Source organism: Rhodococcus rhodochrous, assembly GCF_014854695.1.
GTDB lineage: Bacteria > Actinomycetota > Actinomycetes > Mycobacteriales > Mycobacteriaceae > Rhodococcus.
Genome location: NZ_CP027558.1, coordinates 322,973 through 347,361 on the forward strand (window position 1 = coordinate 322,973; position 24,389 = coordinate 347,361).

Consider the following 24,389-nt stretch of genomic DNA (forward strand, 5'->3'; position numbering starts at 1 on the left):
GGCCGGGCGGCGCGGCTCGACCCTGTGGGATCGGACTCGGATGGTCATGCTTCGACCGTGGACCGGCGGTCATGGGCGCAGTGCGCCATCCAGTGGTGAGCTTGTGGTGAAATGCGGACCGAGCGGGCGGTACCGTCGGTTCGCGGAGCGCGACAGTGAATCCCGTGGCTCTGCGGTCGGTTGTCGGTGCCGCAGGCTAGCGTCGAGTCGGTATCCACCGGGCAGAGGAGCAGCGATGAGCGCGGTCACGGCGAATCAACCTCTCGGCACTCCCACCTGGATCGACCTGGGCATCCCGGATCTCGACCGGGCGATGGCCTTCTACGGGTCGGTCTTCGGTTGGGAGTTCGACGTCGGTCCCGAGGAGTACGGCAGATACACGATGTGTCTGCTCGGCGGCAAGAAGGTCGCTGCGCTGATGCCGAATCTCGACGAGAACGCGACCGAGTTCTGGTGGAACGTCTACCTGGCGACCGACGATGTCGATGCGACGGTCGCTCGGTCCGTCGCTGCGGGCGGCACGCTGCTGGTGGAGCCGATGGACATCGCCGACCAGGGTCGGGATGGCGATGGTGCGGGATCCGGCCGGTGCGCAGTTCGGCCTGTGGCAGGGACGGGCACACGTCGGTTGCGAGCTGGTGAACGAGCCGAACACGTTGTTACGCAACGACTTGGTGACCCCGGATCCCGTCCCGGCGCGGGAGTTCTACGCTGCGGTGTTCGACTTCACCCTGGACGGGAACGACGAGCTGCCCGGCGTGGACTTCACCTTTCTGCGCAGACCGGATGGGCACGAGATCGGCGGCATCATGGGTGACCCGTCCGCCTCGTCGTCCTCCTGGGGCACGCTCTTCCAGGTCGTCGATGCCGACGTGGTCGTCGCCGCTGCCCGCGCCGGCGGGGGTACCGCGGACGATCCGACGGACATGCCGTACGGGCGGACTGCGGAGGTCACCGATCCGTTCGGTGCGAAGTTCACGGTCGGTTCCCCGCTGCGGGGTGTACAGGGATAGACGCTCCCATCGGGCTATCTGCCCGCAGCTGGTGTGTGCTCGGTGCGCCGAGGGTGATCGCGGCCCGCCAGCCCGGGGTGCTTCAAAGAGGGCGGCAGCGCCGCTCCTTGCGAGCGTCGCTTCCTTCCGGTTTTGCGTTGAGCGGATCCGCCCTCGGGTTGTTCGTCAGCGTGGTGGCAGGGTGTGCGGGGAGTCGAGGGGTTACAGCCTCCACAACCTCAGCAGTGCCGCGCGCAGACTGGGCGAGATGACGCGGTGATCGCTATGCAGGCGCGGGTTCGGGTGGCCGTGCTCGATGAGACTGCGCGCGGCGGTGGCCACTGGGATGGGGTCGAGGTCGGTGCGGACGCGCAAGCGGTACGCCACGGCAGAGCGGGTGTGGGGGATGCGGTGCGGGCCGGTGTCGACGACGGCCGGCGGATGCAGCTCGGTGTTGTCGTCGCTGATGCGGAGGATGATGTCGCCGGGTTGCAGGCGGGTGCGGCGATCTGGGTCGGGAGTGTTCTGGCGGATCCATGTGGTGTGGTGGCGCGGGTCCGGCCCGATCCAGTCGGAAGTGGTTGTAGTCCAGCGTGTTTGGTCGTCCTTGGTGGGGATGTAGTCGCTGGCATGCCGCAGGAACATCCGGCGTATGGGGGTGGGGAGGAAATCGTGGCCGGTGCGGGTGCGGCTGCCGATCCCGACCAGGGGCACGACCCGGCCGATCTGCCAGATCGCGGTGGCACTGTCGAGGAACGCCTTGTCGACCACGACAGTGTCCTCGAGGTTGTCGAGGAAGGCATGTGCGGTGGCGATGACGTCGGGGTCGTCGGTGATCAGCGCGGTTTCGTCGGCCATGGTGGAGCTGATCGAGGCGCTGGCAGGTCCGACGATCACCTTCTCGCCGGTGATGATCAGTCCGGTGTGCAGGTTCGGGGTCGACAGCACGCGCACTCCGGCGTCGAGGAAGTGGGCGAGGGCGGTGGGGGAGGTGGCGTGTGCGCGTACCGCGGGCCGGGCTGCGTTGACGATGAGTTGGTCTCCGGCGCGCAGGGGTAGCAGGTCGGGGGCGGTGGGGTCGAGGTAGGCGATGGCGACGCGGTGGGGGCCTGGGCCGCGGAGGGTGGCGGTGATGTGCGGCCAGGGGTGGGGTGCGTGCAGGGTCGTGCCCATGGTCGGCACGGTAGCGAAGGATGATGCGGTGCACGGGGTAGATGACGAGCACCGCGGCCGCCTATCGTGTCGGGCTACCCACCGACGACGATTCTGAACGGACCGGGTTCTCCGAGACCCTCGACGACTTCGACATGCTGCTGCGCGAGATTGCGTAGTTCTGTGAGGTGATCTGCGCCGTCCAGGAGAGTGCCGAGGTGATGTAAGGCCACAAATCGGGACACTTCGGGGACTATATGGGATAATATGGGAAAATTTCCATATCCGTCTATACTCTTCCATATGGATCTGGAACTGAACCCGTTCAAGCCCGGATCAGGGTTGCGGCCTCCCGCGTTGGAAGGTCGGGACAAGCAGATCGAGGCGTTCGACTTGCTCGTCGCGCGAAGCAAACGACGCAACTACGACCGGGGTATGGTCCTGTCCGGCCTGCGTGGAGTCGGTAAGACGACCTTGTTGAACACTCTCGCTGAACACGCCGATCGGCAGGGTTGGCTGACTATCGGTATCGAAGCACGAGCCAACGTTGCCGGTACCGCCGCTGTGCGCGCCAAACTGGGTCAGGAACTGACTGTCGGCTTGCGCCGGTACAGCCGCAAGCACAAAATTCAGAAGCTCATCGACCCCCTGATCGAGTTGGCCCGCGGATTCTCCGTCGAAATCGGTCTCGGGCCGGCCACCGTCAACGTCGGCACCTCTCAACCCGCCGCCTCGAGCGGCGACATCGACCTCGACATCGAGGAACTCGTCGAAGCGATCACCTCCGCACTTAAACCGCGGGGCAGCGCCTTCGGTCTGTTCATCGACGAAATGCAAGACCTCGACACGGACCTGCTCTCGGCGCTGTTGACCGTCCAGCACCGGGCCAGCCAGCGCGAGTGGCCGTTTTTCCTCATCGGCGCCGGTCTTCCCAACCTGCCTGCCATCCTGGCCGAGAACCGTTCCTACGCCGAACGTCAGTTCCTTTACAGCACGGTCGGTCCCCTCGACAGAGGCGCGGCCGCCGATGCGCTGCGGATCCCGGTTCGTCAACACGGAGGTGACTTCACTGACGACGCGCTCGACGTGCTCGTCACCGCCAGCGGCGGCTACCCGTATTTCCTGCAGGAGTTTGGCAAGGCCATCTGGAATCTTGCACCGGAGGCACCGTTCCAAACAGAAGATGCAGAGCTTGCCGTCGAGGTCGGGCGGCGCCACCTCGATGAAGGTTTCTTTCCTTCCCGGTGGAATCGGGCGACGGACAGGGAACGCCGCTATCTGACGGCCCTCGCTGCCACCGGTGAAGATGCACCTCGGTCGGGCAAGGTGGCCGAGCTGATGGGGGTGAGCACCAGCGGTGTCAGCGACGTCCGTGAATCCGCGATCAAGAAGGGCCTGATTTGGGCGCCCGAGCACGGTCGGATCGCGTTCACCGTGCCCGGCATGGCGGATTTCATTCGGCGCCAACCTACTGTCTGACCTGTGCACCCGGTTGTAGACCTGGGACACCCACCGTTGTTCGTTGTGAAAGTTGTGTCTTCACACCAGCACAGCGAACGGTAGGAGCAGCCATGAAGTGCACGACCGTCGGCAAAGACGAACGACGTCTTCACGCGCGTGAGCCGCCGGGTTACCGCGTGGACGACCGAGAAGTCCATCGGATCGAGGGACGCGCTCACCGCCGGGAACGTCGAGCAGTGCATCCGCGGCTCGAAGATCGATTCGCGGTACGAGAGCACCACGGCCGTCCAGGCGCAGGACTTCTTCCGGAAGATCGCCTGCGACCGCGGTGGGGCACTCGCCCGCGTCGCCGGCGAGATCCCGAAGTTCGTCGACTCGGATTCGGCCGACGGGCGTCGCAAGTCCGAGCGCGCTCTGCTGCCATAGCGTTGGAGGACGCAAGGGTGAGGTCATCGCGTGCGCTGTGGGCCATGTCTATTCGCGAGTGGTGCCGTCGTGGTTGAGGGCTTGGGCGATGTCGATACCGATCCAGTGGCCAGCATCGATGAGGAGATCGCAGACCAAGCCGATATGTCCTTGCCCGTGGCCGGTGGCGTCGTCGATACCGACGGTCGTGCACAGTGCGGACGCGTTCGACGAATTGAGCGGCTGCTCGACCGTGGTTCGAAGCCACGATGGGATGTGTCGGGCGGGGGGCGTTTCGTGCGGCAGGGTCATTCGGGGTGGGCGGTATGCCAGGCGTCCCAGATGCGGGGGTGCAGTCGTCCTCGGGCGGGGACGTCGAGTCCGGTTGCGCGGGCCCAGGCCCGTACGTCGGCGCTCGATGGTCCGGTGCGGGTCGTGTCCGACACGGCGGTGGGTGCTTGGGTCGGCGGGGAGGGGGTGGGGTGGTGGTCGGTGTCGTCGATGTCGCACCAGTGTCGGGCCGCGGCGAGATAGCGGTAGGTCCATTCTTCGGCGAGTTTTCTGTTCTCGCAGAACACGATCGGCACGGTCGGATAGCGGATCTGCAGTTCGGCCAGTGCGTCGGCGACAACTGCCGGGCGGACCCGCTCGAGTTTGAACACCGCCGAATAACGGTCTTCGATCACCACTGCCGCGCGGGGGAGTGCGGCGAGTTCGGCGAGCGCGAACCGTAGTTTTCCGTTGGTCAGGCTGGATACCAGGTCGGGGAGCGATTTGCGTTCGACCGAGGCGAGGAGTCGGTCTCCGGCGCGCAGTGCGTAGTCGCCGCAGGGTAGGGCCGCGGAGACGGTGTGGACCTGTTGGCCGGTGAATCGGTAGGGGTAGCGTTCGTGGGTGTCGATCACGATGGTCAGATCGGTCAGGCCGGCGGCGCGGGCGGTGGGGGTGCGTACGTTCGGGCGGGCCTGTTTGCGGGTGCGGGGTGACTGCCAGAACACTGCGTCGCGGCCGCGGGCGGTGGTGAACACGATCTGGGATCGGTTTTCTCGTCCTCGGTCGAGGATCAGGTCGATTGCTGCGCCGCGTCGTGTGCATGAGCGTATCGGGGTTCGTTCGACGATGTCGGGGTGCTCGGGCCAGTGTTCGCTGGGGACGGGATAGCAGAACAGAGCTTTGGTGCGTGGCCATACATCCGAGGTGCGGAACACCAGTCCTTGGTCGATCGGGATCCGCAGGAGGTATTGCAGGCGGGATTGCGGGTCGGGATTGCGTGCGATGAGCATCTCGGCCCCTGCTGGTCCTGCGTGCGGTGTGTCGTTCACACCGGCAGTGTCCCGGACGCGGTGCTCGGATGCCATTGTTTACCGGCATCTGCGTGTGATCCTGATAGCCGGAGACATCGGTGTTCGGGATGGCTTCTACCTTCTGCCTGTTCTGCGCAGGGAAGTAGCCGACTCGACTATCTGCGCGCTGGGGATCGAGCAGCGTACCAGAGTGGTCGGGACCGCCAGGCGCGCATCGTTGGTGCGCGTCGCGTGCTGGCGTAGCACGGGACCGGGTTCTGGAACGGCCTTGGCTCGGAAGCGTTCGAGAGCCTCGGTGCGCAGGCCCTCGAGGCCGCCCTTTCCCCGAGCGCGTCGGAGGGTGGCAGGGGAAGTTCGTTCAGATTCTCGGGGACATCCAGGACGAAGACACTGCCGGACATGTTGACTCGTCGCACGGTGGTGATCTCTGGCGCGAGCCGGTGGGAATGATCCTCGTCGTCGAACTGAGCCTGGACGGAGTCCGCAGCACGCTCGTCGAGAGGGCCCGCAGACGACTCAGTTCCCCGAGGACGGACCTGACGGGCGCAGTATGGAACTGCTCGATCGTCTCGGTCTCGTCGAGGAGATCCGTGCGGTCGGTCCGCTCATGTGCTTGCCCCGGTGGTCGCAGCCGCGAGCACGGCTTCGAGCCGCGGCTGGATCGATTCGGCCATCATGGTGATCTCCTGCGTGTGGACGCCGTTGTTGCGCGCGGCGTCGCGCCAGGTGGACAGTGCTCCAGCGACGCGGCGCATCCTCGCCCGGGCTTGTGCGGCGTTCAGGCTGCAGTCCTCCGCGAGAGCCAGTAGGGCTTCGGCTTCTTCGGGCTGTGTGTCGGCCCCCATGATCGAGGTCGACCTTGCCCGCCACGGGTCCGGGGTCGGGTTCACGTCGAACGCGGGGCTGATGGTCCACGAGCCGCGGTCTGCGAGGAAGCCGTGGTTGCGCAGGTGGTCGTCGGTGTTGCCCAGTGCCACGCTGGCGACGGCGCGGTCGAAGAGTTCGTGGTGGTCCGCCCTGGGGGAGCGGGAGAGGTCCCGGATCGCCTCGGCGATGTCGGCGTAGTCGCGGTGTTCGCCGTCGGATGCGCCGAGGGCCGTCATCGCGCTGATGTATCCGATGCGGTGCCCCTCGTCCGTGCGATCGAACCTGCGCAGGATCAGGACGCTGCGTTCTCCAACGTGGGTGAGCGTCCTGCGGGGGGTGCGGATCCCGGCGCTGTCCATCAGATCGAGTGTCGTGGCCTCCCACGCCATCACGTCCCACTGGTCGCTGCCGTGCGGGAACTTCGCGATCGCCAGTGCTCCGTCCTCGAGTCGAACCGACGCCTTCGGGCGTGCGCCGCCGAGGCCTGTCGTGCCCGTGTCGAGGAGCTGTTTGATCGCCTGTGCAGGATCCTCATCGGAGGCGATCTTGTCGGCCGCGTGCAGCAACTCGGGCAGCGATACCAGTCGAGGGACGCTCGAGGGTTTTCCGAGGAATGCTCCTTCCCCGGGGAGCTTGAAGCGTAGTGCGCCCTGGCGGGTATCGTCGCTGACCCCGAGCAGGAAGTCGAGGTCGTCCAGGCGGCGCGGAGCTCTGCTCTCCTCGCGGGCGCGGGCGCGGGCTCGCTCGCCCTTTTCGATCAGGTCCCGCCCCCACCGGTCCGGAGCGCTGTCGGCGAAGGCTCGCACGAGGCCGCTCTGGTGTTGCGAGCCCGCCACGAGCGGAAGTGCCGGGTCGATACTCATGCCATCGCCCGAGAGGTATCGAGGGTCGTAGAGGAACGTCGTGGAGATCTGGCCACGGCTTCGGGTGAAGTGCGCCTGGCCGACCGGTCGGACGCAGCCCTTGTCATCGATGAAGACCTCGACGGTGGTCATCGGGCGCGTTTCTTCGTGAGGTTGCCTGCCCGCAGTCGCCCGATGTCGCTGTTGAGGGGGTCGATCGCGTCGACGGCCTGGTCGAGCACGCCGAGCGCCCGGAGCACTTGGACGACGCTGCGGAAGCTCACGCCCGGATCCCCGGTCTCGATCTTGCGCAGGGTGTCGCGGGTGATGTCGGCACGCTCGGCGACCTGCTGGGCGGTAAGGCCCAGCACCATGCGCCAGCCGCGCACGTGCTCGCCGAAGGCGACGACCTGTCGGTCGATCTTGTACCCGGCCACCACGCCTCCCTTTACCTATGACGAGAATCTTCGGCGCACATTAGCGTTATGACGATAATTGTAGTCATAGTGGAGAGGTTAAGGTCTCGCCATCGCTGCTTGACCGGCCAGCCCGCATGCGCAGGGCTCTGCTCGCCGCCCTCCGGATGTGCCACCATGCGGGCCGCAGAGCGCGCCGTTCCCGAGCAGGACGTACGGCACCCAGGTCCGGTCGGCGTGGATGAACGCGTCCCGAACGCGGGGTTTCTACACGCTCATGTACGGCAAAGTGAGGCCGGGCTACTTGCCAACCGCTCAAACCCGCACGAACGAGATGCTGCGCGGCTCGATCAGATCTTCGATGCCGGGGTGTTCGACCATTGCGCTCGGTGGTGACCGTGCGGCGTCTGCCGGGCACGATGCCGGTGATGCCGGCGATCGTCATCAGGCGGGCTATCCGATCGCGATCGATGTCATGACCAGTGCGTTTCATCGTGTATCAGAGGTTGCGGACACCGTAGACCCGCCGATCGGCCACATACACCGCGTGCACGGCGTCGGGGCGTAGGCGTCGGCCAGCTCGGCTGCGGAGACACGTCCGCGAGCCTTGGCCTTGTAGTAGGTGGACGGGGCGATGCTGATGCCGTGTTCGGTGGGCACGGCACAGATCGGATCGACCCCCGAAACGGGAACGGCGCGCGTCCATGTAGTCGACGATGACTGCAGTCGGCCGCCGACTTCCGCCGCCGCAAAGAACGCGGGCTTTGGCTTCAAAAACTCATCGGCCTGCGAAATTCAGCGGTCTCTTAACGCAGTCGACGCACCGCATCGAGGCCAACATCGCGGTCCGACGTCGAGACGGTCGGGGAATCCTGTCGCTCTGCGGCTTCGATCCAGTTCCGCAGTGTCACCGGCGCGATGTCGAGCACCTCGCCGACATGGCGCCGGACGGCAACCTTCGAGCCTTCGTGCTATTCGGACAGGTCATGACCGCGCGGGTGTTGGTCGGTCCCGTGGCGGTCATGGCGTTCTCCCCACTCGAGATCTTTCACTCTACGAAGGAAGAGCGGCCGGCGTGGGTGTACCGCGTGCCGATTGTGGGAGCCTTCGAGGTACGGGCTGTTCTTGTCACCAGTGCGACACCGGATGACCTGGCGTCGGTCCCACCCATCGTGACCGATCAGGAACTGTTTCCGAACATGCACGTGGTCGACATGTCGTACTGGATTACCGGCGTCGGTCCCCTCGGCGGCCTCGCGGTCCTCGATGACTTGGATGCAATCCTGACCGAGTCTGTTCCCGCCAACTGAACGCCGGCAGAATCAGCCCGGAGCGGTGTTTGGCCGGTGAGTAGTTGAAGGATCTCACCGGCGGCCGTGGCCCGAATGCTGTGATCGATGCGGTCGGGATGGAAGCCCACAGTTCCCCCATCGCGTGGGCGACCCACCAGGTGGTGGGTGCGCTGCCATCTCCGCTGGGGCGTAAGGCGATGGAGCTGGCCGGGGTGGATCGGCTCGATGCGCTGTATACCGCGATCGACGCCGTGCGGCGCGGCGGGACGATCTCGATCAGCGGGGTCTACGGCGGCATGAAGGATCCGCTGCCGATGATGACGATGTTCGACAAGCAGCTGCAGCTGCGTATGGGTCAGTGCAATGTGCGGCGGTGGACCGAGGATTTGCTGCCGCTGGTCGACGATCCCTCGGATCCGCTGGGCGTGCTCGATCTCAAGACGCACACTGCGCCGCTGGATGAGGCGCCGGCGATGTACGAGAAGTTCCAGAAGAAGGAAGACGGCTGCATCAAGGTGGTCCTCAAGCCGTAGCGAGCCGTAGCCCGGCCGGGCGGCACGGCTTCGATCCCGTGGGATCGGGCTCGGACGGTCAAGCCTCGACCGTGGTCCGGTGGTCATGGGCGCAGTGCGCCATCCAGTGGTGTGCTTGTGGTGACATGCGGACCGAACGGGAGGTGCCGACGGTTCGCGAAGCGCGACAGTGAATCCCTGGCTCTGCCGTCGAATGTCGGTGCCGCGGGCTAGCGTCGAGTGTATCCACCCGGCGGAGGAGCAGCGATGAGCGCGGTCACCACGAATCAACCTCTCGGCACCCCCACCTGGATCGACCTGGGCATCCCGGATCTCGACCGGGCGATGGCTTTCTACGGGTCGGCCTTGGGTTGGGAGTTCGTGTCCGACCCGTGGGAATGTACGAGATGGAGGCCGCGGAGATCAGGGACAGGATCGTTTCGTTATGCCGAGAGTCGATGGATACCGGCAAGCGTGTCGCCCAACTTGTCTGCTGCGATATCGAGTTCGTAGCGGTCCTGGATGTTGAGCCAGAACTGTGCGCTGTTGCCGAATGCCTTGGCCAGCCGCAGTGCGGTGTCTGCGGTGATCGAGCGTTTTCCGTGCACGATCTCGTTGATCCGTCGTGGGGGCACACCGATGGTGGTGGCAAGGCGGTTCTGGGTGATGCCGAGCGGTTCGAGGAAGTCCTCACGGAGGATCTCGCCGGGGTGAATGGGGCTCAGGTCTGCAGTCATGGTCAGGATTCCTTGTCGGTTCTGTGTGGCGGGTGCTGAGTGTCGGTTTTGTCGGATTGTCAGTGGTAGTCGGTGATTTCTACGTTGTATGCGGCTGTGGTGCGCCAGGTGAAGCAGATGCGGTACTGGTCGTTGATCCGAACGCTGTACTGGCCCGCGCGGTTCCCGGCGAGCTTCTCCAGGCGGTTGCCCGGAGGTGCCCGCAGATCGTTGATATCGGTAGCCGCGTCGACCAGCAGCAGTCGCCGGCGTGCGATCCGCTGAATGTCCTGTGGGAGTTTCTTGGAGAACTGCCGGTGAAAGACTCGCTCGGTCCCTTTGTCGGCGAACGATTCGATCACCCGGTCAGCATAACGCACCGCGTTAATAACGCATAGCGTTACATCCCCATTGGTGAGATCGGACGCGTTCTGACTGGCGATGTCAGCGGTGCGGGGTGTCAGCGGGGTCGGTTGACTCCGTGGAAGTCGAGCGTCAGCGCGATCGGGCGGGTCACCCCGTGCAGGGTGAACTCGCCTTCGAGTACCAGGTTCGCTCCTGCGGGACGCAGAGCGGTGGAGGTGAACTGTGCGGTCGGGTACTGCACGGCGTCGAAGAAATCCGGCGAGGCGATGTGCGCGTCCCAGTCGGCGTGACGGGTGTCGATCGAGGCTACGGCGATCGGGGCGTCGACCGAGGGCTCACCGGCGTCGGGCACGGTGATCATACCGGAAAAGTCGTTGAAGGTGCCGCGCACTTTGCTCACCATTAGGTGTCGAACGGAGAACTCGACGGTCGAGTGGACCGGGTCGATGGCCCAGGTGCCGGTGGTCAGGTCGGGAAGTGCGAGTGCGGTGGGCATGGAACTCCTCGGGACAAGTGGTTGACTGAGCAACGATTGGACCGTAACTCTGAAATTGTTGATGTGTCAGCTAAACGGGGTCACTGTGCGCACGCCACCACCCAGGATCGAATCACTTGCGTACCTGTGCGTTCCGGACATCCGGTTTCTGCACAGCTTCCTGCTCGACGCCCGGAGGCGCGGGCGCCTGTTGTTGCAGGGCCGATGCTCGCCTCCGGAGGCATGAGGTTCTCCGGTGCGTCCGATCTCCGAGCCGATGGACCCACGCCATATAGTTGCGTAGTCAATTACTTCTGTTAGGCTGAGCCGCATACGTTCTCCCCAGGAAGGGCACGAGATGAGCACCGACACTCCCGACCCCCGCCTCACGAACATCACCGTCGCCCATGCCCCCGAGCGGCACCGCTACGAACTCCGCGACGGCGACACCGTCATCGGCTTCACCCGATACCGCACCCGCACCGGCAGCGACTCCCGACGAGTGTTCGTCCACACCGAAGTCGATCCTGCCTACGGTGGCCTCGGTCTAGCCGCCCGGCTCGTGGAATTCGCGCTCGACGACGTCGCCGCCGGCGAACGCATCGTCCCGGTGTGCCCCTACGTCGCGAAATACCTGCGTACACACCACAACTACGACCACCTCATCGACTGGCCGGAGACCCAGCCATGACCACAGCCACACCCGCCCGCATTTCAATCGACAAGCAGACCCGCCCCGTCTACCGCGCACAGGTCGCCGTCGCGGTCGCCGTCCGCGACGCAGTCGCCCATGCGGGACTCGACCGCACACTCGTCGAACTGGTCAACATCCGCATCTCCCAGATCAACGGCTGCGCCTACTGCCTCGACGTGCACACCCGCGACGCCCTCGCCGGTGGGGAATCACCGCAGCGCCTCGCTGTCCTGCCCGCCTGGCGGGAGACCGAGCTGTTCACCGACCGCGAGCGCGCCGCGCTGACCCTCGCCGAAACGGTGACGACTCTGCCGACACCCGACCTCCAGGATCGCGACTACGCCGACGCCCGCGCCCACCTCACCGACGACCAGCTCTCGGCGATCGTGTGGGTGGCCATCGCGATGAACGCGTTCAACCGCATCTCGATCCTCAGCCGGCACCGTGTCCGTCCCTGCACCTCGGACTCCTAGCTGACGCCCCGAATTTCCATTCGATATCCATGCGCAGAAATATCCCGATACCGGCACGGCACCACCGGGTGCCACGGCAGTGGTGATCAGCAACGGCAGCGACCTCGCATTTCCGGTCGAGCAGGCCCGGCTGCGGGTGCCGCGCGGGATCATCAATCCGACGAAGATCTATTTCTCGGGCCGCAGTCAGTCCTCAATGAGTCCGTGCAGCTCGAGAATTCGTCGCCCCTCATCGGTGCGAATGCGTCCGCGCACACCGAAGACGGCGTCGAGTAGTTCGGGGGTCAGGACGTGCTCGGGTACGCCGGCATCGATCACCTGGCCGGCATCGAGTACCGCTATGCGGTCGCAGTATTCGGCCGCGAGGCGTAAATCGTGCAGAGTGACGAGCACCGCGAGGCCGTCGGCAGCAAGTGCGCGTAGAAGGTCGAGTACGCCGAGTTGATGACGTAGGTCGAGGTGGTTGGTCGGTTCATCGAGGAGCAGTACCTGCGGGTCCTGTGCGAGAGCACGGGCGATCGACACGCGCTGACGCTCACCGCCGGACAGCTCCGTGACATCACGGTCGGCATACGAGGACAGAGAGACCTGATCGAGTACACGCGCGACCACGTCCTCGTCGTCCTTGCGGAAGGGCTCGAGCCAGCCGCGCCGGGCGGAACGGCCGAGCCGCACGGACTCACGAACGGTGACACCACCGAAGGCCACGGGTTCCTGTGGACTGACCCCGATGGTGCGTGCCATCTGACGTCGGCGCAGGTCGCGGATGTTCTCGTCGTCGAGCAGGATCGCCCCGTCCGTCACTGACAGGGCGCGATAGCAGGTACGCAGCAGGGTGGTCTTACCGCTGCCGTTCGGTCCGACCAGCGCGAGGACTTCGCCGGGGACGACGTCGAGATCGGCGCCATGAAGAACGGTGCGCTCTCCGAGTCGGGCTTGCACTCCGCAAGCGCGGAGCCGGGTCATCGGCTGCCCTGACGGTAGCGTCGCCACAGCATGGCGATGAAGATCGGTCCTCCTATGAGTCCGGTGATGACACCGATCGGTAGTTCGGTGGTGTTGCTCAAAGATCGAGCGAGGATGTCGGCGAGTACGAGAGCGACCGCCCCGAGTAGAGCAGCGGTGGGGACGAGGCGCGCCGCGTTGCGGCCGACGAGAAAAGCGGCCAGATGGGGGACGAGCAGACCTACGAATCCGATCGTGCCCGATACTGCGACGGCTGCGGCGGCGAGTAGGGACACGGCGAGCAGGATCAGGACCCGGAATCGCGGAACGTTCATGCCGAGCGCGGTGGCTCCGTCGTCGCCGGTGAGTAGCAGATTGAGTTGGCGACTGCACAGTACGACAGCGGTTCCGACAACAAGGAGAACCAGGGTGGGCGCGATCAGGGACGTCCATCGGGCGTCGCCGAAGCCGCCTGCGAGCCATTGCATCACGGTGCCGAGCTGATGCACGTCGCCGAGGACGAGCAGGACGAAGGTGACGAGGGATGAGAACACCATCGACAATGCGACCCCGACGAGAACGATCGCGGTCACCGAATTCGCCCGCATACTCACCACGATGGTGACGGCGAGCGGTATGAGGGCTCCGAGGAAGGCAGCGACCGGCAGAGTGACGATTCCGACGGTGCCGGCACCGAATCCGAGGACGGTGACGGTGGCGACTCCGAAGCCGGCACCCGAGGACACTCCGAGAAGGTAGGGGTCGGCAAGGGGATTGCGGGTCACCGCCTGCGCGACAGCCCCCGCAACGGCCAACGCGGCGCCCACGATTGCGGCGGTCAGAGCGCGAGGTAGTCGGGACTCGAAGACGATCGCTTCCCGGGTGGCGCTCCACCACGGACGACCCCACACCGCCTCGAGGGAGACGGGGGAGATGCGGTGGGCGACGATGGCCCACACGTCGCCGGGCGGAATGGTGATCGTGCCCAGCGAGACCGCCACGACGACCACGAGAACGAGGGTTGTGGCGAGCAGCGTCAGTACCGCTCCCAGTGGCCGGTGGTGATTGCTCTTCTGCGCGTTGTCGGTCGAGGTCGGCGATACACGAAGAGACGCTTCGGCGACCGTGCTCATTCGACGAAGACTTCCGGATGGAATGCGTGCGCAATGGTTTCGACGGAGTTGACCATGCGGGAGCTTTCGAAGAAGTCGTCGAGTGGGACGACGACGAAGCGGTTGTCTCGGACGGCGGGGGTGGTCGCCATGACGGGATGATCCTGCAGGAACGCGATCTTGTCGGTGGCGCTGGTGGGTCCGTAGTCGAGTACCACGATTGCTTCGGGTCGGCGTTCGCCGACGACTTCCCAACTGGTCGCGAAGTAGGGCTTGGGTCCGTCGGCCGTGATGTTCTCGAGGCCCGCGTACTCACCGATGAGATTTCCGATGCCGACCCCGCCGACGGAGAGGGGTTCTGCTTCGCCGGAGTCGTAGAAGAAGGCTCGGATCGGTTGCACCCCGGCGGCTTCGAGGCGGGCTCGAATGTCTTCGAGGCCGGAGGTGATCCGCCCGGTCAGTTCCGCTGCCGCCTCCTCGACGCCGAGGATCGTTCCGAGCTGCGTGAAGTCGTTCTCGAGCAGAGCGATGCCCGGGAAACCCTGACCGCAGTACTCGGAGAACAGGAAGGTCGCGATTCCGGCAGCCTCGAGGGTGTCACGGTCGCGGCCCTGTTTTTCGTCGAATGCGCTTCGCATACCGCCGACGACGAGGTCGGGTTCGAGGTCGAGGATCTGTTCGGAGGTCGGATACTCCTGTGCGAGCGACGGGATGGCGCGGTACTGCTCTACGGTCTCGGGTAGAGGATCGAGTTGTTCGCCGTAACCCATACCTACGATGCGGTCACCGACGCCCATCTGGATCAGTGTTTCAGTGACGTGGTCGTTCATCGAGATGATGCGCTGCGGCGGGGCATCGAAGGTGGCAGTGCGCTCGCAGTTCGTGACGGTCACCGGTTCGGTGAACGCTTCGGCGGCTTCGACCTCCGTCATGCTCGTTCCACGGGAACAACCGACCAGCACCAGAGCTGCGGTCGCCATCGATGTGAACGCGATCATGTGGCGTCGGAACGGGCGGTGGTGGACGAACATGACACCTCGTGCTCTGCTCGGGGTGGTCTGCGAACCGGGACCCACTGGCAGGTCCCCGATAGTCGGTCCGGTCGTTTCTAGAGCCGGTTCCTCTGTGCAGTCGATCAGTCGATCTCGCACGCCACCGGTTGGTGCCGGTGGGTGCATCCGGCAGCGTACTCGGCGGGGGTCTTGTACCCCAATGCCGAATGACGGTGTCGGTGATTATGGTCGTCCTTGAAGTCCTCGATCACCACCCGGGCCTCGAGCAGAGTGGGCCAGTAGTTGCGGTTCAGACACTCATCGCGCAACCGGTTGTTGAACGACTCGATGAACCCGTTGTTCCACGGCGTGCCCGGCGGAATGTAGGACACCCCCACCGACCCAGCACAGAAGTCCCGCAGCGCTTCCGAGATGAACTCAGGCCCATTGTCCATGCGCAACACCAGCGGCGGCCCACCCCACATCGCGAACGCCTTCTCCAAGCCCTCGATCAACCGGCCGGCGGTGATCGAGCGGTCCACGATGTTCAACAACGACATCCGGGTATGTTCATCGACCATCGACGCGATCTTCACCGTCTTGCCGTCGACGGTCGAATCGAGCTGGAAGTCCAATGCCCACACCACATTCGGAGCATCAGCGTCGACGACCGGAACCGAGGACAGGCCGGCACGTTTGCGGCGTGGAGCACGCCGGACCTGCAATCCTTCTTCTTTCCACAGGCGGTGCACCTTCTTCTTGTTCACCTCGATGCCCTGGTCGTAGCGCAGCCATGCCCACGCCCGACGAAACCCGTGCCGCGGATGCTTGCGGGAATACCTGCGCAACTCTGCGCGCAGATCGGCGTCCGGGTCGCCTGGTGTCTGCGCCAACGGCAACCGCCGGTAAACCGATCGGGAGAGCCCAACGACCTTGCACGCGAACCGCTCCGACATCTGTAGGGTGTCGGTGAGCATGGTGATCGCGGCGCGTTTGGCGGTCGGGCTTAGAATTTTCCCTTCGCGATCTCCCGCAACGCGTCCTTCTCCAACTCGGCATCTGCGAGCAATCGCTTGAGCCGGCTGTTCTGCTCCCGCAGTTCCTTGAGCTCCTTCGCCGCATCGGCATCCATGCCGCCGTATTGACGACGCCAGTTGTACAGCGTCGCCGCCGACACCTCGAGCGCGGCGGCGATCTCCTCGCCGTTCTTGCCTTCCGCGGCCAACTCGTCGGCCCGGCGCAGCTTGCGCACGATGTCCTCGGCCGAGTGACGTTTGCGTCCCGCCATGATCCCTATCGTCCCTTCTTCGCCCTTACCAGGGCAATCAGGACTCTAGAACAACCCGGACCTACTCACAGGGGACACGCCACCACCACGACAGCAGGCACCGAAGGGTGCACGAACTGCCCTGCTGGACTCCGTCTCGCAGACCACGGCGATGTATCGGAGTCGCAGACCCCCCCAGGCAGGTATTCGGGCTCACCGCCGAGGTCGACGGTCTACCGTTGCGGGTCAGCGCCGGACTTCGACCGGACTTCCCCTGCGTTGGGTGTCAGCAACGTTCGCGTCATTATGCACATGGCCGGTTCGATAATGTGAGACCACCCTTGTTCGGGGTCGAAACAGACGCGGTGGCACGTGTCGCGGGCTGAGGTCGGTCTCCTCGATCGGCGAAACGCTGGGCGGGTAGCACCGGCCACTGGCCGATGCGCCGAGGCGGATCTGCAACAGATCCATCGATGGATGGTTATCGATGGATTTGTATCGTAGGGGGACGTTGCTGCTGTGGGGCGAGCAGGTGGGTCGGACATTCATGTGCACCGTAATGAGGTAGCGATGATGGACGGAAAGAGTACTGCACGGGGTTACCTGGTGCAGGAAGTTCGAGCATCACGCCGGGTCGGTAAACTCGGTCATCCCGGAAGTCGTCATTCAGGTGGGATTCGAAGTGGCCAGCTACGACCTCACGGTAACAATGGCCGTCGAGGGGGGACAACTTGAGCTGGAAGCATTTCAATGCATCATTGCGCGAGCCTCCCGTCGCACTCTTCTCAAGGATCCGGCAATCCGAGACCCGTACCTCCACCTATACCTTCCAGATTGCCGGATAGGCAGATTCGAGGGCGTCGGACATGTAGCAGCGGGCCCTTCACATCTACAGTTGCAGCCGCTCTGCAACTGCTGCAGCTGAATCGACCTGCTCCACACCTGCCTTCCGGTGGTCAGCATGGTCGCCGCGCCGTAAGACACACTGAATTGAGCATCTCCCGGAGTTCGTACTACGAGTTTGCTGGCAGGGGATTCACAATTAGCGCAGCTCCAGTTCGGCTGACATGAGGATCGATCGGTACGACGTCGTCGATGTCAAGCTCGAGGTCCGGCATGTCTCTTGTAAATCTATGCGAGGCAGATCGATGTTGCCGTGCATGTATCTACAGCAGACTTATGTGCTCGACGTTTCCGGCAGCGCGATGGCGCTAGTCAAGCTGGAGAGACCTGAGGATTCGAATGCTTGGACCGGTCCATCTCGCGCAAGGGCAGTACCGGGGCATTTTGTGAATCTTTCCCGTTCCGAGCGCCGCAGGATCGGTTCGTACGGGAGTGATTGAGCATCTGCACAATTGTTGTCTGAGGAGACTGTGGGGATGTCTCTTGTAGCCGCTTCTGTCCACGTATGTACTGGACACCACCAACAGGGCGATGTGGCTGAGGTCACTTTCTATCTTGATGAAGTTCGCTGCGTCGTCCGCCCACCTGATTCGACACCGGGAGAGGACAGAGATGACCTGGCGCGTGGGAATTGATATCGGAGGCACGTTCACCGACGTGGTGGCGATCGAAGAAGAGACCGGTCGCCGCGTATATGAGAAGGTGCCATCGACGCCATGGGACCCATCTGAAAGTTTCACCAACGGACTGCGCGGTTTGAAGGACCTGGGTGTCAGCCCTGACGGTGTCGTACTTGTCATGCACGGTACGACTGTGGCGACCAACGCGATTCTCGAGAGCAAGTACAGCGAGGCCGGACTGGTCGTCGCTAGAGGACATCGCGAGGTCCTGGAGACCGCCCGGCAGACCGTTCCGGGCGGCTTCGGCAACATCGCGGTCTGGGAGAAGCCACCGCGTGTGGTCCCTCTCGAACTGGTTCGCGAGGTCACCGGGCGCCTTGCCCACAATGGCGACGAACTCGTCCCGCTCGATGCCGATTCGGTCCGTGCGGTCGCTCAGCAGTTCAAGGACATGGGCATCGAGGCTGTTGCGGTTTCACTTCTCAACAGCTACCGGAACCCCGCGCACGAGCAGGCGGTGCGGGACATCTTCGCCGAGGTGCACCCGGGCTGCTTCATCACACTCTCGTCGGACCTGAGCCGCGAATACCGTGAGTACGAACGCACTCTGAGTACGTGCCTCAACACCGCACTCATGCCAGCGCTGTCCCGATATGTCAGCCAACTGGGAAACGCGATCAGCGACACCGGCAGCATGTCGCAACTCTTTGTAATGCAGTCAAACGGTGGCCTGGTGCACGATTCGGATATCGCCATCCAACCGATCAAGGCGGTTCTTTCCGGTCCGGCGGCCGGCGTGCTGGCGGCGTGCACATTCGGTGAGGCAGCCGGTGAGCCTGATCTCATTACCCTGGACATGGGAGGTACCAGTACCGACATCTGTTTGATCGAGGGCGGTAAGCCTCACATGCTCGCCGAAGGCAGGATCGAGCATTACAACATCAAGACTCCGATGGTGGACATCACCACGCTCGGCGCGGGTGGCGGTTCGATCGCCTCTATCGTCGGAGGTGAATCGCTTCGGGTCGGGCCGCAGAGTGCGGGCGCGAGCCCTGGTCCGGCGGCATACGGAAAAGGCGGTACGCAAGCAACAGTGACCGACGCGCACGTCGTACTCGGTCGTATTCCCGAAGCGAGCTTCGGCGACGGTTCGATCAAGGTCGACCGTGAGTCAGCGCGAAAGGCCATCACCGAAAATCTTGCTGACAAGCTCGGCATGAGCGCGGAAGAGGCGGCGCTGGGTGTGCTTCGGCTTGCCAGCGAGAACATGGCTCGCGGCATCAGTCTTGTAAGCGTTGCCCGCGGGCGTGACCCCCGCAATTTCACGCTGTTCCCGTTCGGCGGCGCTGGCGGACTGCATGCCGTTCGGTGCGCGGAGATCATGCAGAGCAACAAGGTGCTGGTGCCGGTGGCACCTGGGCTTGCGTGTGCAGAAGGTCTGCTGATGACCGACCTGCGTGCCGACGTCGTCTACACCTACGTCAAGCGCGAGGACGAGATCGATCTCGCCGACGTGCAGGCCGCGTACCGAAAGGTGGCTGCCGAGGCGCTCTCGGCGGCGAACCGCGAGGGATTCGATCCGGCCGATACCGGCGTGGAGACTTTCATGGACTTCCGGTACAGCAGCCAGGCCTACGAGATCCGAATTCAGCTCAACTCACACTTCGACGACGCCGAGTTGGAGATGTCCGAAAGTGACTGGGCCGCCGCGATCGAGGAGTTCCACGCCGCACATCAGCGCACGTACGGCTACTCCTACAAAGGTCAGGACCCGGTGGAACTGGTTGCACTTGCTGCTGCCGGCATCGGTCAGCTGAGTCGACCGCCCGTCACCGAGGCCGCTAGTAAGTTCGCGACCTGGGAGGAGGCCAACCTCGGAAACTCCGACGTCTACTTCGAGGCAAAGGCCGGTCACGAGGGGGGTTTCATCTCGACGCCGGTGTACGCACGCGCCGGACTTCCGGTCGGGGTGACTACCGCCGGTCCGGCGATTGTCGTTCAAGAGGACTCCACGTTCGTCCTCGAGCCCGGCTGGTTGATGAGCGTCGACAAGACCGGCCAGATCCACGCAACCCGCGGTTGAGCCCGAGTACCGAACGGAGAATCGACATGACACAGGAAATGACCTACTTTTCGATCGACATGACGCCGTACGAGGACCGCGAGAAGTACGAGCCCATGCGGATGAAGTCCTGGCCTCGCGATGATGAGGCGTGGGATCGCATCCAGAAGTTAAAGCCGACCCTCGATTCCCTCACCGTCGATGTCATCGGTGGTGCCCTACAGTGGGCGATCGACGAGGGGGAGGCCGTCGTCGAACGGATGTCCCGAAGTAGCATCATCCGTGAGCAGCACGACTACCGTGCCTCGATCAACACCCTCGACTGTGACAACGTTACGACGGTGTCGTGGTCTGCCACCGCGGACCCGATTCGCGACACGTACCCCATCGAAGAAATTCGTGAGGGCGACGTCTACATCTACAACGATGTGCACGGTTCGTGCGCGACGATCGGGCATCTGCCCGATTACTGCGTCGTCATACCAATTTTCGGTGAAGGTCGACTGTTGGGCTTTTCGCAGGTGTTCGGCCATGTCACCGATGTCGGCGGCGCAGTGCCGGGTAGCTGGCCGATCCAGTCCAAGAGTATCTACGAAGAGGGCACGATCTGCCCAGTCATCAAGCTCTACGACGCGGGCAAACTCAACGAGGACGCTCGCAGAATCATTTTGCGCAACAGTCGCTTCCCCGGTGAGCTCCAGGGTGACCTCGACGCCTTCATCGCATGTACTCGTTTGATGGAGCGGCGCGTCCTCGAACTCGTTGATCAGTACGGTGCGGATACGCTCGAGGCCGCTTTCTACGCGATCATGGACCGCTGCGCGGAAGATGCCAGGGACCACGCCTTGCCCAACATCCCGGACGGCACGTATGTCGGAGAGGATTTCATCGAGGAAGACGGCGTCTCCGAGCGACCGATCAAGATCAAATACACGATCCACAAAGACAAGGATCGGTTGGTCATCGATGCATCGGGTACCGGTGCGACGGCGGAGGGACCTGTCAACTGGGCCATGGACGGCCGCCATTACATCAAGTGGCTGGGCGCATTCCTCGCCGGCGAAGCCGGCCAGGACCTACTGGTCAACGAGGGGATGTCCCGGGTCATGCAGATGATGATCCCACCGGACACCGTCCTCTCCGCGCGGCATCCTGCTCCCGTCGTCGATCGCATGGAATGCATGCTTGTCATGATCGGCGCCTACAATGCCGCAATGGCCAAAGCCCACAAGGGCAAGGTAATCGCCAACTCTTTCAACATTCAGCTCTACGGCATCTGGGGTCACGACGAGGACGGCAACGAGTATCTCTACCGTGAGATCTTCGGTGCCGGATCGGGTGCCCGGCCATGGGCGGATGGCACCGACACCGTCGACCTGGTGCCGCACTCGAAGAATCTTCCCGCCGAGTTCATCGAGCAGCGCTATCCGGTGTTGGTCGAGCGCGTCGGTCTCTTGCCAGATTCTGGTGGTCCTGGTCAGTACCGCGGTGGTCTGGGGTATCTCAAGGACGTCCGCTGTCTGGCCGATGGGTACTTGTCGATCACCGCGTACCGCACGGTGTTCGGTCCTTACGGCGTAAATGGTGGCAAGGCAGGCACTCCGGGCGTGTGTTACATCAATCCCGGCACGCCCGAGGAAGAAAAGCTCGTGTACCGCAAGCAGATGATTCCGGTGAAGAAGGGTGACGTTGTCCGGATCACTACTCCCGGTGGCGGCGGCTGGGGTGACCCGCTCAAGCGCGATCCGGAGGCGGTGCGTCTGGACGTCAATCGTGGGTTGGTCTCTGTCGAGAGTGCGATGGCAGATTACGGTGTGGTGCTCGTTGAGACTGACGATCCTCGCTTCCCGTACACCCTCGACGCCGAAGCCACTGTGAGTCGACGCATGGAGATCCAGTCGAATCGTCCGCCGCTCAAGCTGATCGACCGTGGACCGGCCTTCAACAAGTTGGTCGAATCAGGTCAGATCACCGTCAGTGACTATCACGATCTTGCGTTCGACGAAAACGGCAACCAGGTCGGCTGACGCCGATCCACCGTTCACCGGGCGGGAGTCACTCGTCGAGAAATCGACTCCCGCCCGGTGAGTTCTGCGCCTATGCGACATCAATCCGAATCTAAAGGGGTACAACATGACCGCGCAGGTTGCTTCCACAGTGACTCGCCATGTTCAAGCGGTCCGAGGCTTGAACTCACCGGTCGAGATGATCATCGATCGGTGGGGGGTTCCGCACATCTATGCCGACTCCACGCACGATGTGTTCTTCGCGCAGGGATTCAATGCGGCCCGCGACCGGCTGTGGCAGATCGATCTGTGGAGAAGGCGCGGTCTCGGCCTACTGGCGGAAGTGTTCGGACCCGAGTACATGGCCCGCGACCGTGCAGCTCGCCTGTTTCTCTACCGCGGAGAAATGCGCAGCGAGTGGCTGGCCTACGGCTCGGACACCAAACGGGTCGCTACGTCTTTCGTTGCCGGAATCAACGCCTACGTGGACTTCGTCCGCAACTCGCCCGACCAGCTCCCGCCGGAGTTCACAGGGTTCGGGTATCTGCCCTCCTACTGGGAACCGTCGGATGTCGCCCGAATACGAAGCCACGGCCTGTTCCACAACCTACGGGAGGAGGTCGCGCGAGCGCTGACCCTCCGCGACTTCGGTCCGGAGGTGGAGGAGTTGCGCAAGATTCGAGAACCTTACGTGCCGTTGCACGTTCCCGACGGGCTCGACCTGGCGGCTATTCCTGACGACGTTCTCGACGTGTACGAGTTGGCCACCACCTACCCGAACTTTGATGATCCATCGCAGGTTCCATCCTCCGCTGCCACACTCATGGAAGGAAGCAACAATTGGGTTCTGGGTAGATCCCGGACAGTGAACGGTCGCCCTGTCCTGGCCAACGACCCACACCGTGCTCTGTCCCTGCCGTCGCTGCGCTATCTGGTCCACCTCACGGCACCGAACTTCGACGTGATCGGAGGTGGAGAGCCGGCAATGCCCGGAATATCGATTGGACACAACGGAACCCTGGCGTTCGGAATGACCCTGTTCAGCATCGACCAGGAAGATCTGTACGTCTACGAACTCAACCCCGACAATCCTCGCCAGTACCGTTACGGGAACGACTGGGAGGACATGACACGCGAATGCCAGTCAGTTCCGGTCCGAGACGGCGACGACGTGGAGGTGGAACTACTCTTTACCCGGCACGGTCCGGTCATCTGTTCCACCGAGACCCACGCTTTCGCCGTCCGCGCGGCATGGCTCGAACCAGGAATGGCGCCTTACCTCGGCAGCATGGACTACATGCGAGCCCAGAACGTCGACTCGTTCACCGCAGCAATGAACAGGTGGGGCGCACCGCCGGAGAACCAGATTTGGGCCGATACCGACGGCAACATCGGGTGGAAGGCTGCGGGACTGACGCCACGTAGGCCGAACTGGGACGGCACGCTCCCCGTGCCAGGCGACGGCAGGTACGAGTGGGACGGCTTCTACGACGCTGACGAACTGCCTGGCATCGAGAACCCGGAGCGAGATTGGTTTGCCTCGGCCAACGAGATGAACCTGCCGCCCGAACGGCCCCTCGACGAAACTGTCACCCATGACTGGTATGCACCGGATCGCAAGCGCCGTATCGACGAGGTTCTAGAGTCCGGGACGATTCGCTCCGTCGAGGATGCGGCGTGTCTGCAGGACGACGTGATGAGCATTCCCGCTCGGCGCATTCTGGCCGTTCTTGAGCGAGTGAAGCCGCATGGGCCGAGTGCTGCGTTGATCATGCTTCGGGACTGGGACGGCAACCTTGGCGCCGAATCTGCAGCGGCAGCGCTGTTCGAGGTATGGCACCGTAGGCACCTGCGGCCTGCGCTGTTGACCGAGGCTCTCATCCGACTTGTTCCCGCCGACCAGGTACCCTCCGCAGTCCGACGGGTTCTCCCCGAAGAAGCCCTACTCGCCGACTCGCGGGTGCTCCTCGGCCTCATCGAGCGACCGAACGGCCGACTGGGGCAAGAACCCGAGACAGTTCTGCGCACGGTGTTTGCCGATTCGCTCGCCTCCGCATACGCCGACTGTCGAAATTTGCTGGGGGAGGACGAGGCCACATGGCGGTGGGGTGATCTTCACACCTCCACGCTGCGCCATCCACTCGGACTCCAGGATCCCGAAACCGGTACATCGATAACTCTGGGCCCGGTGCCTCGTGGCGGCAGCGGCGACACTGTCTGTGACACCGCCTACGACCCTAACTTCGTGCAGACCGGTGGATCCACCTTCCGCGTTGTCATCGATGTCGGACAGTGGGATCAGTCGCGCGCGCTGAATTCGCCCGGTCAGTCGGGTGATCCGCGCTCACAGCACTTCGGAGACTTGATCGAACCGTGGTCGCGTGGGGAGTATTTCCCCCTCCTCTACTCGAGGAAGGCCGTCGAGAAGGCCGCTGAGTCCGTGTGGCTTTTCGAGCCCGACGGGGGCTGACCGACCTGCGACACGGATCGAAAATGCGTGATGTACTTCGTGCGG

General features: G+C 63.8%; 19 protein-coding genes, 6 pseudogenes and 1 riboswitch. Of the genes and pseudogenes, 12 read left to right on the forward strand and 13 right to left on the reverse strand.

Annotated elements, in window-relative coordinates; all coding sequences use genetic code 11:
* The first annotated feature begins 235 nt into the window (after nt 1-235).
* Nucleotides 236-1,013, forward strand: a pseudogene (locus C6Y44_RS26300) (VOC family protein).
* A gap of 201 nt (nt 1,014-1,214) precedes the next feature.
* Here C6Y44_RS26300 and C6Y44_RS26305 read toward each other — a convergent pair.
* Nucleotides 1,215-2,165, reverse strand: coding sequence for a phosphatidylserine/phosphatidylglycerophosphate/cardiolipin synthase family protein (locus tag C6Y44_RS26305; RefSeq protein WP_192378930.1), 951 nt, complete (start codon nt 2,163-2,165; stop codon nt 1,215-1,217).
* 282 nt (nt 2,166-2,447) lie between these two features.
* Between C6Y44_RS26305 and C6Y44_RS26310 the strand changes: the two genes are divergently transcribed.
* Both C6Y44_RS26310 and C6Y44_RS26315 read left to right on the forward strand, forming a co-directional pair.
* Nucleotides 2,448-3,623, forward strand: coding sequence for an ATP-binding protein (locus tag C6Y44_RS26310; protein ID WP_192378931.1), 1,176 nt, complete (start codon nt 2,448-2,450; stop codon nt 3,621-3,623).
* 213 nt (nt 3,624-3,836) lie between these two features.
* Nucleotides 3,837-4,025: pseudogene (locus C6Y44_RS26315) on the forward strand (acyl-CoA dehydrogenase); the annotation flags it as partial.
* Nucleotides 4,026-4,079: 54 nt separating this feature from the next.
* Here the strand turns inward: C6Y44_RS26315 and C6Y44_RS26320 are convergent.
* The 5 genes and pseudogenes from C6Y44_RS26320 to C6Y44_RS26335 form a co-directional block, all read right to left on the reverse strand.
* A complete protein-coding gene (locus C6Y44_RS26320) occupies nt 4,080-4,322 on the reverse strand; it encodes a hypothetical protein (protein ID WP_192378932.1) in 243 nt (80 codons plus the stop codon).
* Nucleotides 4,319-5,293 (reverse strand): ERCC4 domain-containing protein, encoded by a 975-nt coding sequence (locus C6Y44_RS26325; protein WP_192379106.1) that lies wholly within the window; start codon nt 5,291-5,293, stop codon nt 4,319-4,321. The genes C6Y44_RS26320 and C6Y44_RS26325 overlap by 4 nt, the downstream gene beginning before the upstream one ends.
* Nucleotides 5,294-5,458: 165 nt before the next feature.
* Nucleotides 5,459-5,709: pseudogene (locus C6Y44_RS28230) on the reverse strand (alpha/beta fold hydrolase); the annotation flags it as partial.
* 210 nt (nt 5,710-5,919) lie between these two features.
* A complete protein-coding gene (locus C6Y44_RS26330) occupies nt 5,920-7,176 on the reverse strand; it encodes a type II toxin-antitoxin system HipA family toxin (protein ID WP_192378933.1) in 1,257 nt (418 codons plus the stop codon).
* Nucleotides 7,173-7,460 carry a helix-turn-helix domain-containing protein gene (locus C6Y44_RS26335; protein ID WP_016691920.1) on the reverse strand — a complete coding sequence of 96 codons (288 nt, stop codon included), beginning with the start codon at nt 7,458-7,460 and terminating at the stop codon, nt 7,173-7,175. The genes C6Y44_RS26330 and C6Y44_RS26335 overlap by 4 nt, the downstream gene beginning before the upstream one ends.
* 220 nt (nt 7,461-7,680) lie before the next feature.
* On the opposite strand from C6Y44_RS26335, the gene C6Y44_RS28235 reads away from it, so the two are divergent.
* From C6Y44_RS28235 to C6Y44_RS28240, 4 genes and pseudogenes are all read left to right on the forward strand, one after another.
* Nucleotides 7,681-8,007, forward strand: a complete 327-nt coding sequence (locus C6Y44_RS28235; RefSeq protein WP_225623864.1) for a hypothetical protein — start codon at nt 7,681-7,683, stop codon at nt 8,005-8,007.
* Nucleotides 8,008-8,155: 148 nt separating this feature from the next.
* Nucleotides 8,156-8,749, forward strand: a complete 594-nt coding sequence (locus C6Y44_RS26345) for a hypothetical protein (RefSeq protein WP_192378934.1) — start codon at nt 8,156-8,158, stop codon at nt 8,747-8,749.
* A 44-nt stretch (nt 8,750-8,793) separates the two neighbouring features.
* Nucleotides 8,794-9,264: pseudogene (locus tag C6Y44_RS26350) on the forward strand (glutathione-dependent formaldehyde dehydrogenase); the annotation flags it as partial.
* 246 nt (nt 9,265-9,510) lie between these two features.
* A pseudogene (locus tag C6Y44_RS28240) lies at nt 9,511-9,654 on the forward strand (VOC family protein); the annotation flags it as partial.
* A 32-nt stretch (nt 9,655-9,686) separates the two neighbouring features.
* Here the strand turns inward: C6Y44_RS28240 and C6Y44_RS26355 are convergent.
* From C6Y44_RS26355 to C6Y44_RS26365, 3 genes and pseudogenes are all read right to left on the reverse strand, one after another.
* Nucleotides 9,687-9,980: a HigA family addiction module antitoxin gene (locus tag C6Y44_RS26355; RefSeq protein ID WP_192378935.1), complete on the reverse strand. Its 294-nt coding sequence runs from the start codon at nt 9,978-9,980 to the stop codon at nt 9,687-9,689.
* Nucleotides 9,981-10,039: 59 nt separating this feature from the next.
* Nucleotides 10,040-10,321, reverse strand: a complete 282-nt coding sequence (locus C6Y44_RS26360) for a type II toxin-antitoxin system RelE/ParE family toxin (RefSeq protein ID WP_192378936.1) — start codon at nt 10,319-10,321, stop codon at nt 10,040-10,042.
* A gap of 110 nt (nt 10,322-10,431) precedes the next feature.
* Nucleotides 10,432-10,821 (reverse strand): annotated as a pseudogene (locus tag C6Y44_RS26365) (YceI family protein); the annotation flags it as partial.
* Between the two features lie 337 nt (nt 10,822-11,158).
* Here C6Y44_RS26365 and C6Y44_RS26370 point away from each other — a divergent pair.
* Both C6Y44_RS26370 and C6Y44_RS26375 read left to right on the forward strand, forming a co-directional pair.
* Nucleotides 11,159-11,491, forward strand: coding sequence for a GNAT family N-acetyltransferase (locus C6Y44_RS26370; protein ID WP_192378938.1), 333 nt, complete (start codon nt 11,159-11,161; stop codon nt 11,489-11,491).
* The gene (locus tag C6Y44_RS26375; RefSeq protein WP_192378939.1) at nt 11,488-11,967 is read left to right on the forward strand and encodes a carboxymuconolactone decarboxylase family protein; all 480 of its coding nucleotides are present in this window, start codon (nt 11,488-11,490) and stop codon (nt 11,965-11,967) included. The genes C6Y44_RS26370 and C6Y44_RS26375 overlap by 4 nt, the downstream gene beginning before the upstream one ends.
* 186 nt (nt 11,968-12,153) lie before the next feature.
* On the opposite strand, the gene C6Y44_RS26380 is transcribed toward C6Y44_RS26375, so the two are convergent.
* The 4 genes from C6Y44_RS26380 to C6Y44_RS26395 form a co-directional block, all read right to left on the reverse strand.
* On the reverse strand, nt 12,154-12,933 hold the full coding sequence (locus C6Y44_RS26380) for an ABC transporter ATP-binding protein (RefSeq protein WP_192378940.1): 780 nt from the start codon (nt 12,931-12,933) through the stop codon (nt 12,154-12,156).
* Nucleotides 12,930-14,045, reverse strand: coding sequence for a FecCD family ABC transporter permease (locus C6Y44_RS26385; RefSeq protein ID WP_192378941.1), 1,116 nt, complete (start codon nt 14,043-14,045; stop codon nt 12,930-12,932). Before C6Y44_RS26385 ends, C6Y44_RS26380 begins: the two co-directional genes overlap by 4 nt.
* Nucleotides 14,042-15,022, reverse strand: coding sequence for an ABC transporter substrate-binding protein (locus C6Y44_RS26390; RefSeq protein ID WP_192379108.1), 981 nt, complete (start codon nt 15,020-15,022; stop codon nt 14,042-14,044). The genes C6Y44_RS26385 and C6Y44_RS26390 overlap by 4 nt, the downstream gene beginning before the upstream one ends.
* A gap of 137 nt (nt 15,023-15,159) precedes the next feature.
* A protein-coding gene (locus C6Y44_RS26395; RefSeq protein ID WP_225623883.1) for an IS3 family transposase occupies nt 15,160-16,304 on the reverse strand; the annotation gives its coding sequence in 2 pieces (ribosomal slippage) (nt 15,160-16,040 and nt 16,040-16,304; 1,146 coding nt in all).
* A gap of 160 nt (nt 16,305-16,464) precedes the next feature.
* Nucleotides 16,465-16,614, reverse strand: a riboswitch (cobalamin riboswitch).
* A gap of 1,184 nt (nt 16,615-17,798) precedes the next feature.
* On the opposite strand from C6Y44_RS26395, the gene C6Y44_RS26400 reads away from it, so the two are divergent.
* The 3 genes from C6Y44_RS26400 (at nt 17,799) to C6Y44_RS26410 (ending at nt 24,344) form a co-directional block, all read left to right on the forward strand.
* Entirely contained in the window at nt 17,799-19,889 is a 2,091-nt protein-coding gene (locus tag C6Y44_RS26400; RefSeq protein ID WP_192378943.1) for a hydantoinase/oxoprolinase family protein, read from the forward strand.
* Between the two features lie 26 nt (nt 19,890-19,915).
* Nucleotides 19,916-21,895, forward strand: coding sequence for a hydantoinase B/oxoprolinase family protein (locus tag C6Y44_RS26405; protein ID WP_192378944.1), 1,980 nt, complete (start codon nt 19,916-19,918; stop codon nt 21,893-21,895).
* A 106-nt stretch (nt 21,896-22,001) separates the two neighbouring features.
* Nucleotides 22,002-24,344 carry a penicillin acylase family protein gene (locus C6Y44_RS26410; RefSeq protein WP_192378945.1) on the forward strand — a complete coding sequence of 781 codons (2,343 nt, stop codon included), beginning with the start codon at nt 22,002-22,004 and terminating at the stop codon, nt 24,342-24,344.
* Nucleotides 24,345-24,389: the final 45 nt, after the last annotated feature.

Coding starts and splice junctions, on each gene's coding strand:
- C6Y44_RS26305 (WP_192378930.1), bottom strand. CDS start 2,165: ATGGGCACGACCCTGCACGCACCCCACCCCTGGCCGCACATCACCGCC.
- C6Y44_RS26310 (WP_192378931.1), top strand. CDS start 2,448: ATGGATCTGGAACTGAACCCGTTCAAGCCCGGATCAGGGTTGCGGCCT.
- C6Y44_RS26320 (WP_192378932.1), bottom strand. CDS start 4,322: ATGACCCTGCCGCACGAAACGCCCCCCGCCCGACACATCCCATCGTGG.
- C6Y44_RS26325 (WP_192379106.1), bottom strand. CDS start 5,293: ATGCTCATCGCACGCAATCCCGACCCGCAATCCCGCCTGCAATACCTC.
- C6Y44_RS26330 (WP_192378933.1), bottom strand. CDS start 7,176: ATGACCACCGTCGAGGTCTTCATCGATGACAAGGGCTGCGTCCGACCG.
- C6Y44_RS28235 (WP_225623864.1), top strand. CDS start 7,681: ATGAACGCGTCCCGAACGCGGGGTTTCTACACGCTCATGTACGGCAAA.
- C6Y44_RS26345 (WP_192378934.1), top strand. CDS start 8,156: ATGACTGCAGTCGGCCGCCGACTTCCGCCGCCGCAAAGAACGCGGGCT.
- C6Y44_RS26355 (WP_192378935.1), bottom strand. CDS start 9,980: ATGACTGCAGACCTGAGCCCCATTCACCCCGGCGAGATCCTCCGTGAG.
- C6Y44_RS26370 (WP_192378938.1), top strand. CDS start 11,159: ATGAGCACCGACACTCCCGACCCCCGCCTCACGAACATCACCGTCGCC.
- C6Y44_RS26375 (WP_192378939.1), top strand. CDS start 11,488: ATGACCACAGCCACACCCGCCCGCATTTCAATCGACAAGCAGACCCGC.
- C6Y44_RS26380 (WP_192378940.1), bottom strand. CDS start 12,933: ATGACCCGGCTCCGCGCTTGCGGAGTGCAAGCCCGACTCGGAGAGCGC.
- C6Y44_RS26385 (WP_192378941.1), bottom strand. CDS start 14,045: ATGAGCACGGTCGCCGAAGCGTCTCTTCGTGTATCGCCGACCTCGACC.
- C6Y44_RS26390 (WP_192379108.1), bottom strand. CDS start 15,022: ATGATCGCGTTCACATCGATGGCGACCGCAGCTCTGGTGCTGGTCGGT.
- C6Y44_RS26400 (WP_192378943.1), top strand. CDS start 17,799: ATGACCTGGCGCGTGGGAATTGATATCGGAGGCACGTTCACCGACGTG.
- C6Y44_RS26405 (WP_192378944.1), top strand. CDS start 19,916: ATGACACAGGAAATGACCTACTTTTCGATCGACATGACGCCGTACGAG.
- C6Y44_RS26410 (WP_192378945.1), top strand. CDS start 22,002: ATGACCGCGCAGGTTGCTTCCACAGTGACTCGCCATGTTCAAGCGGTC.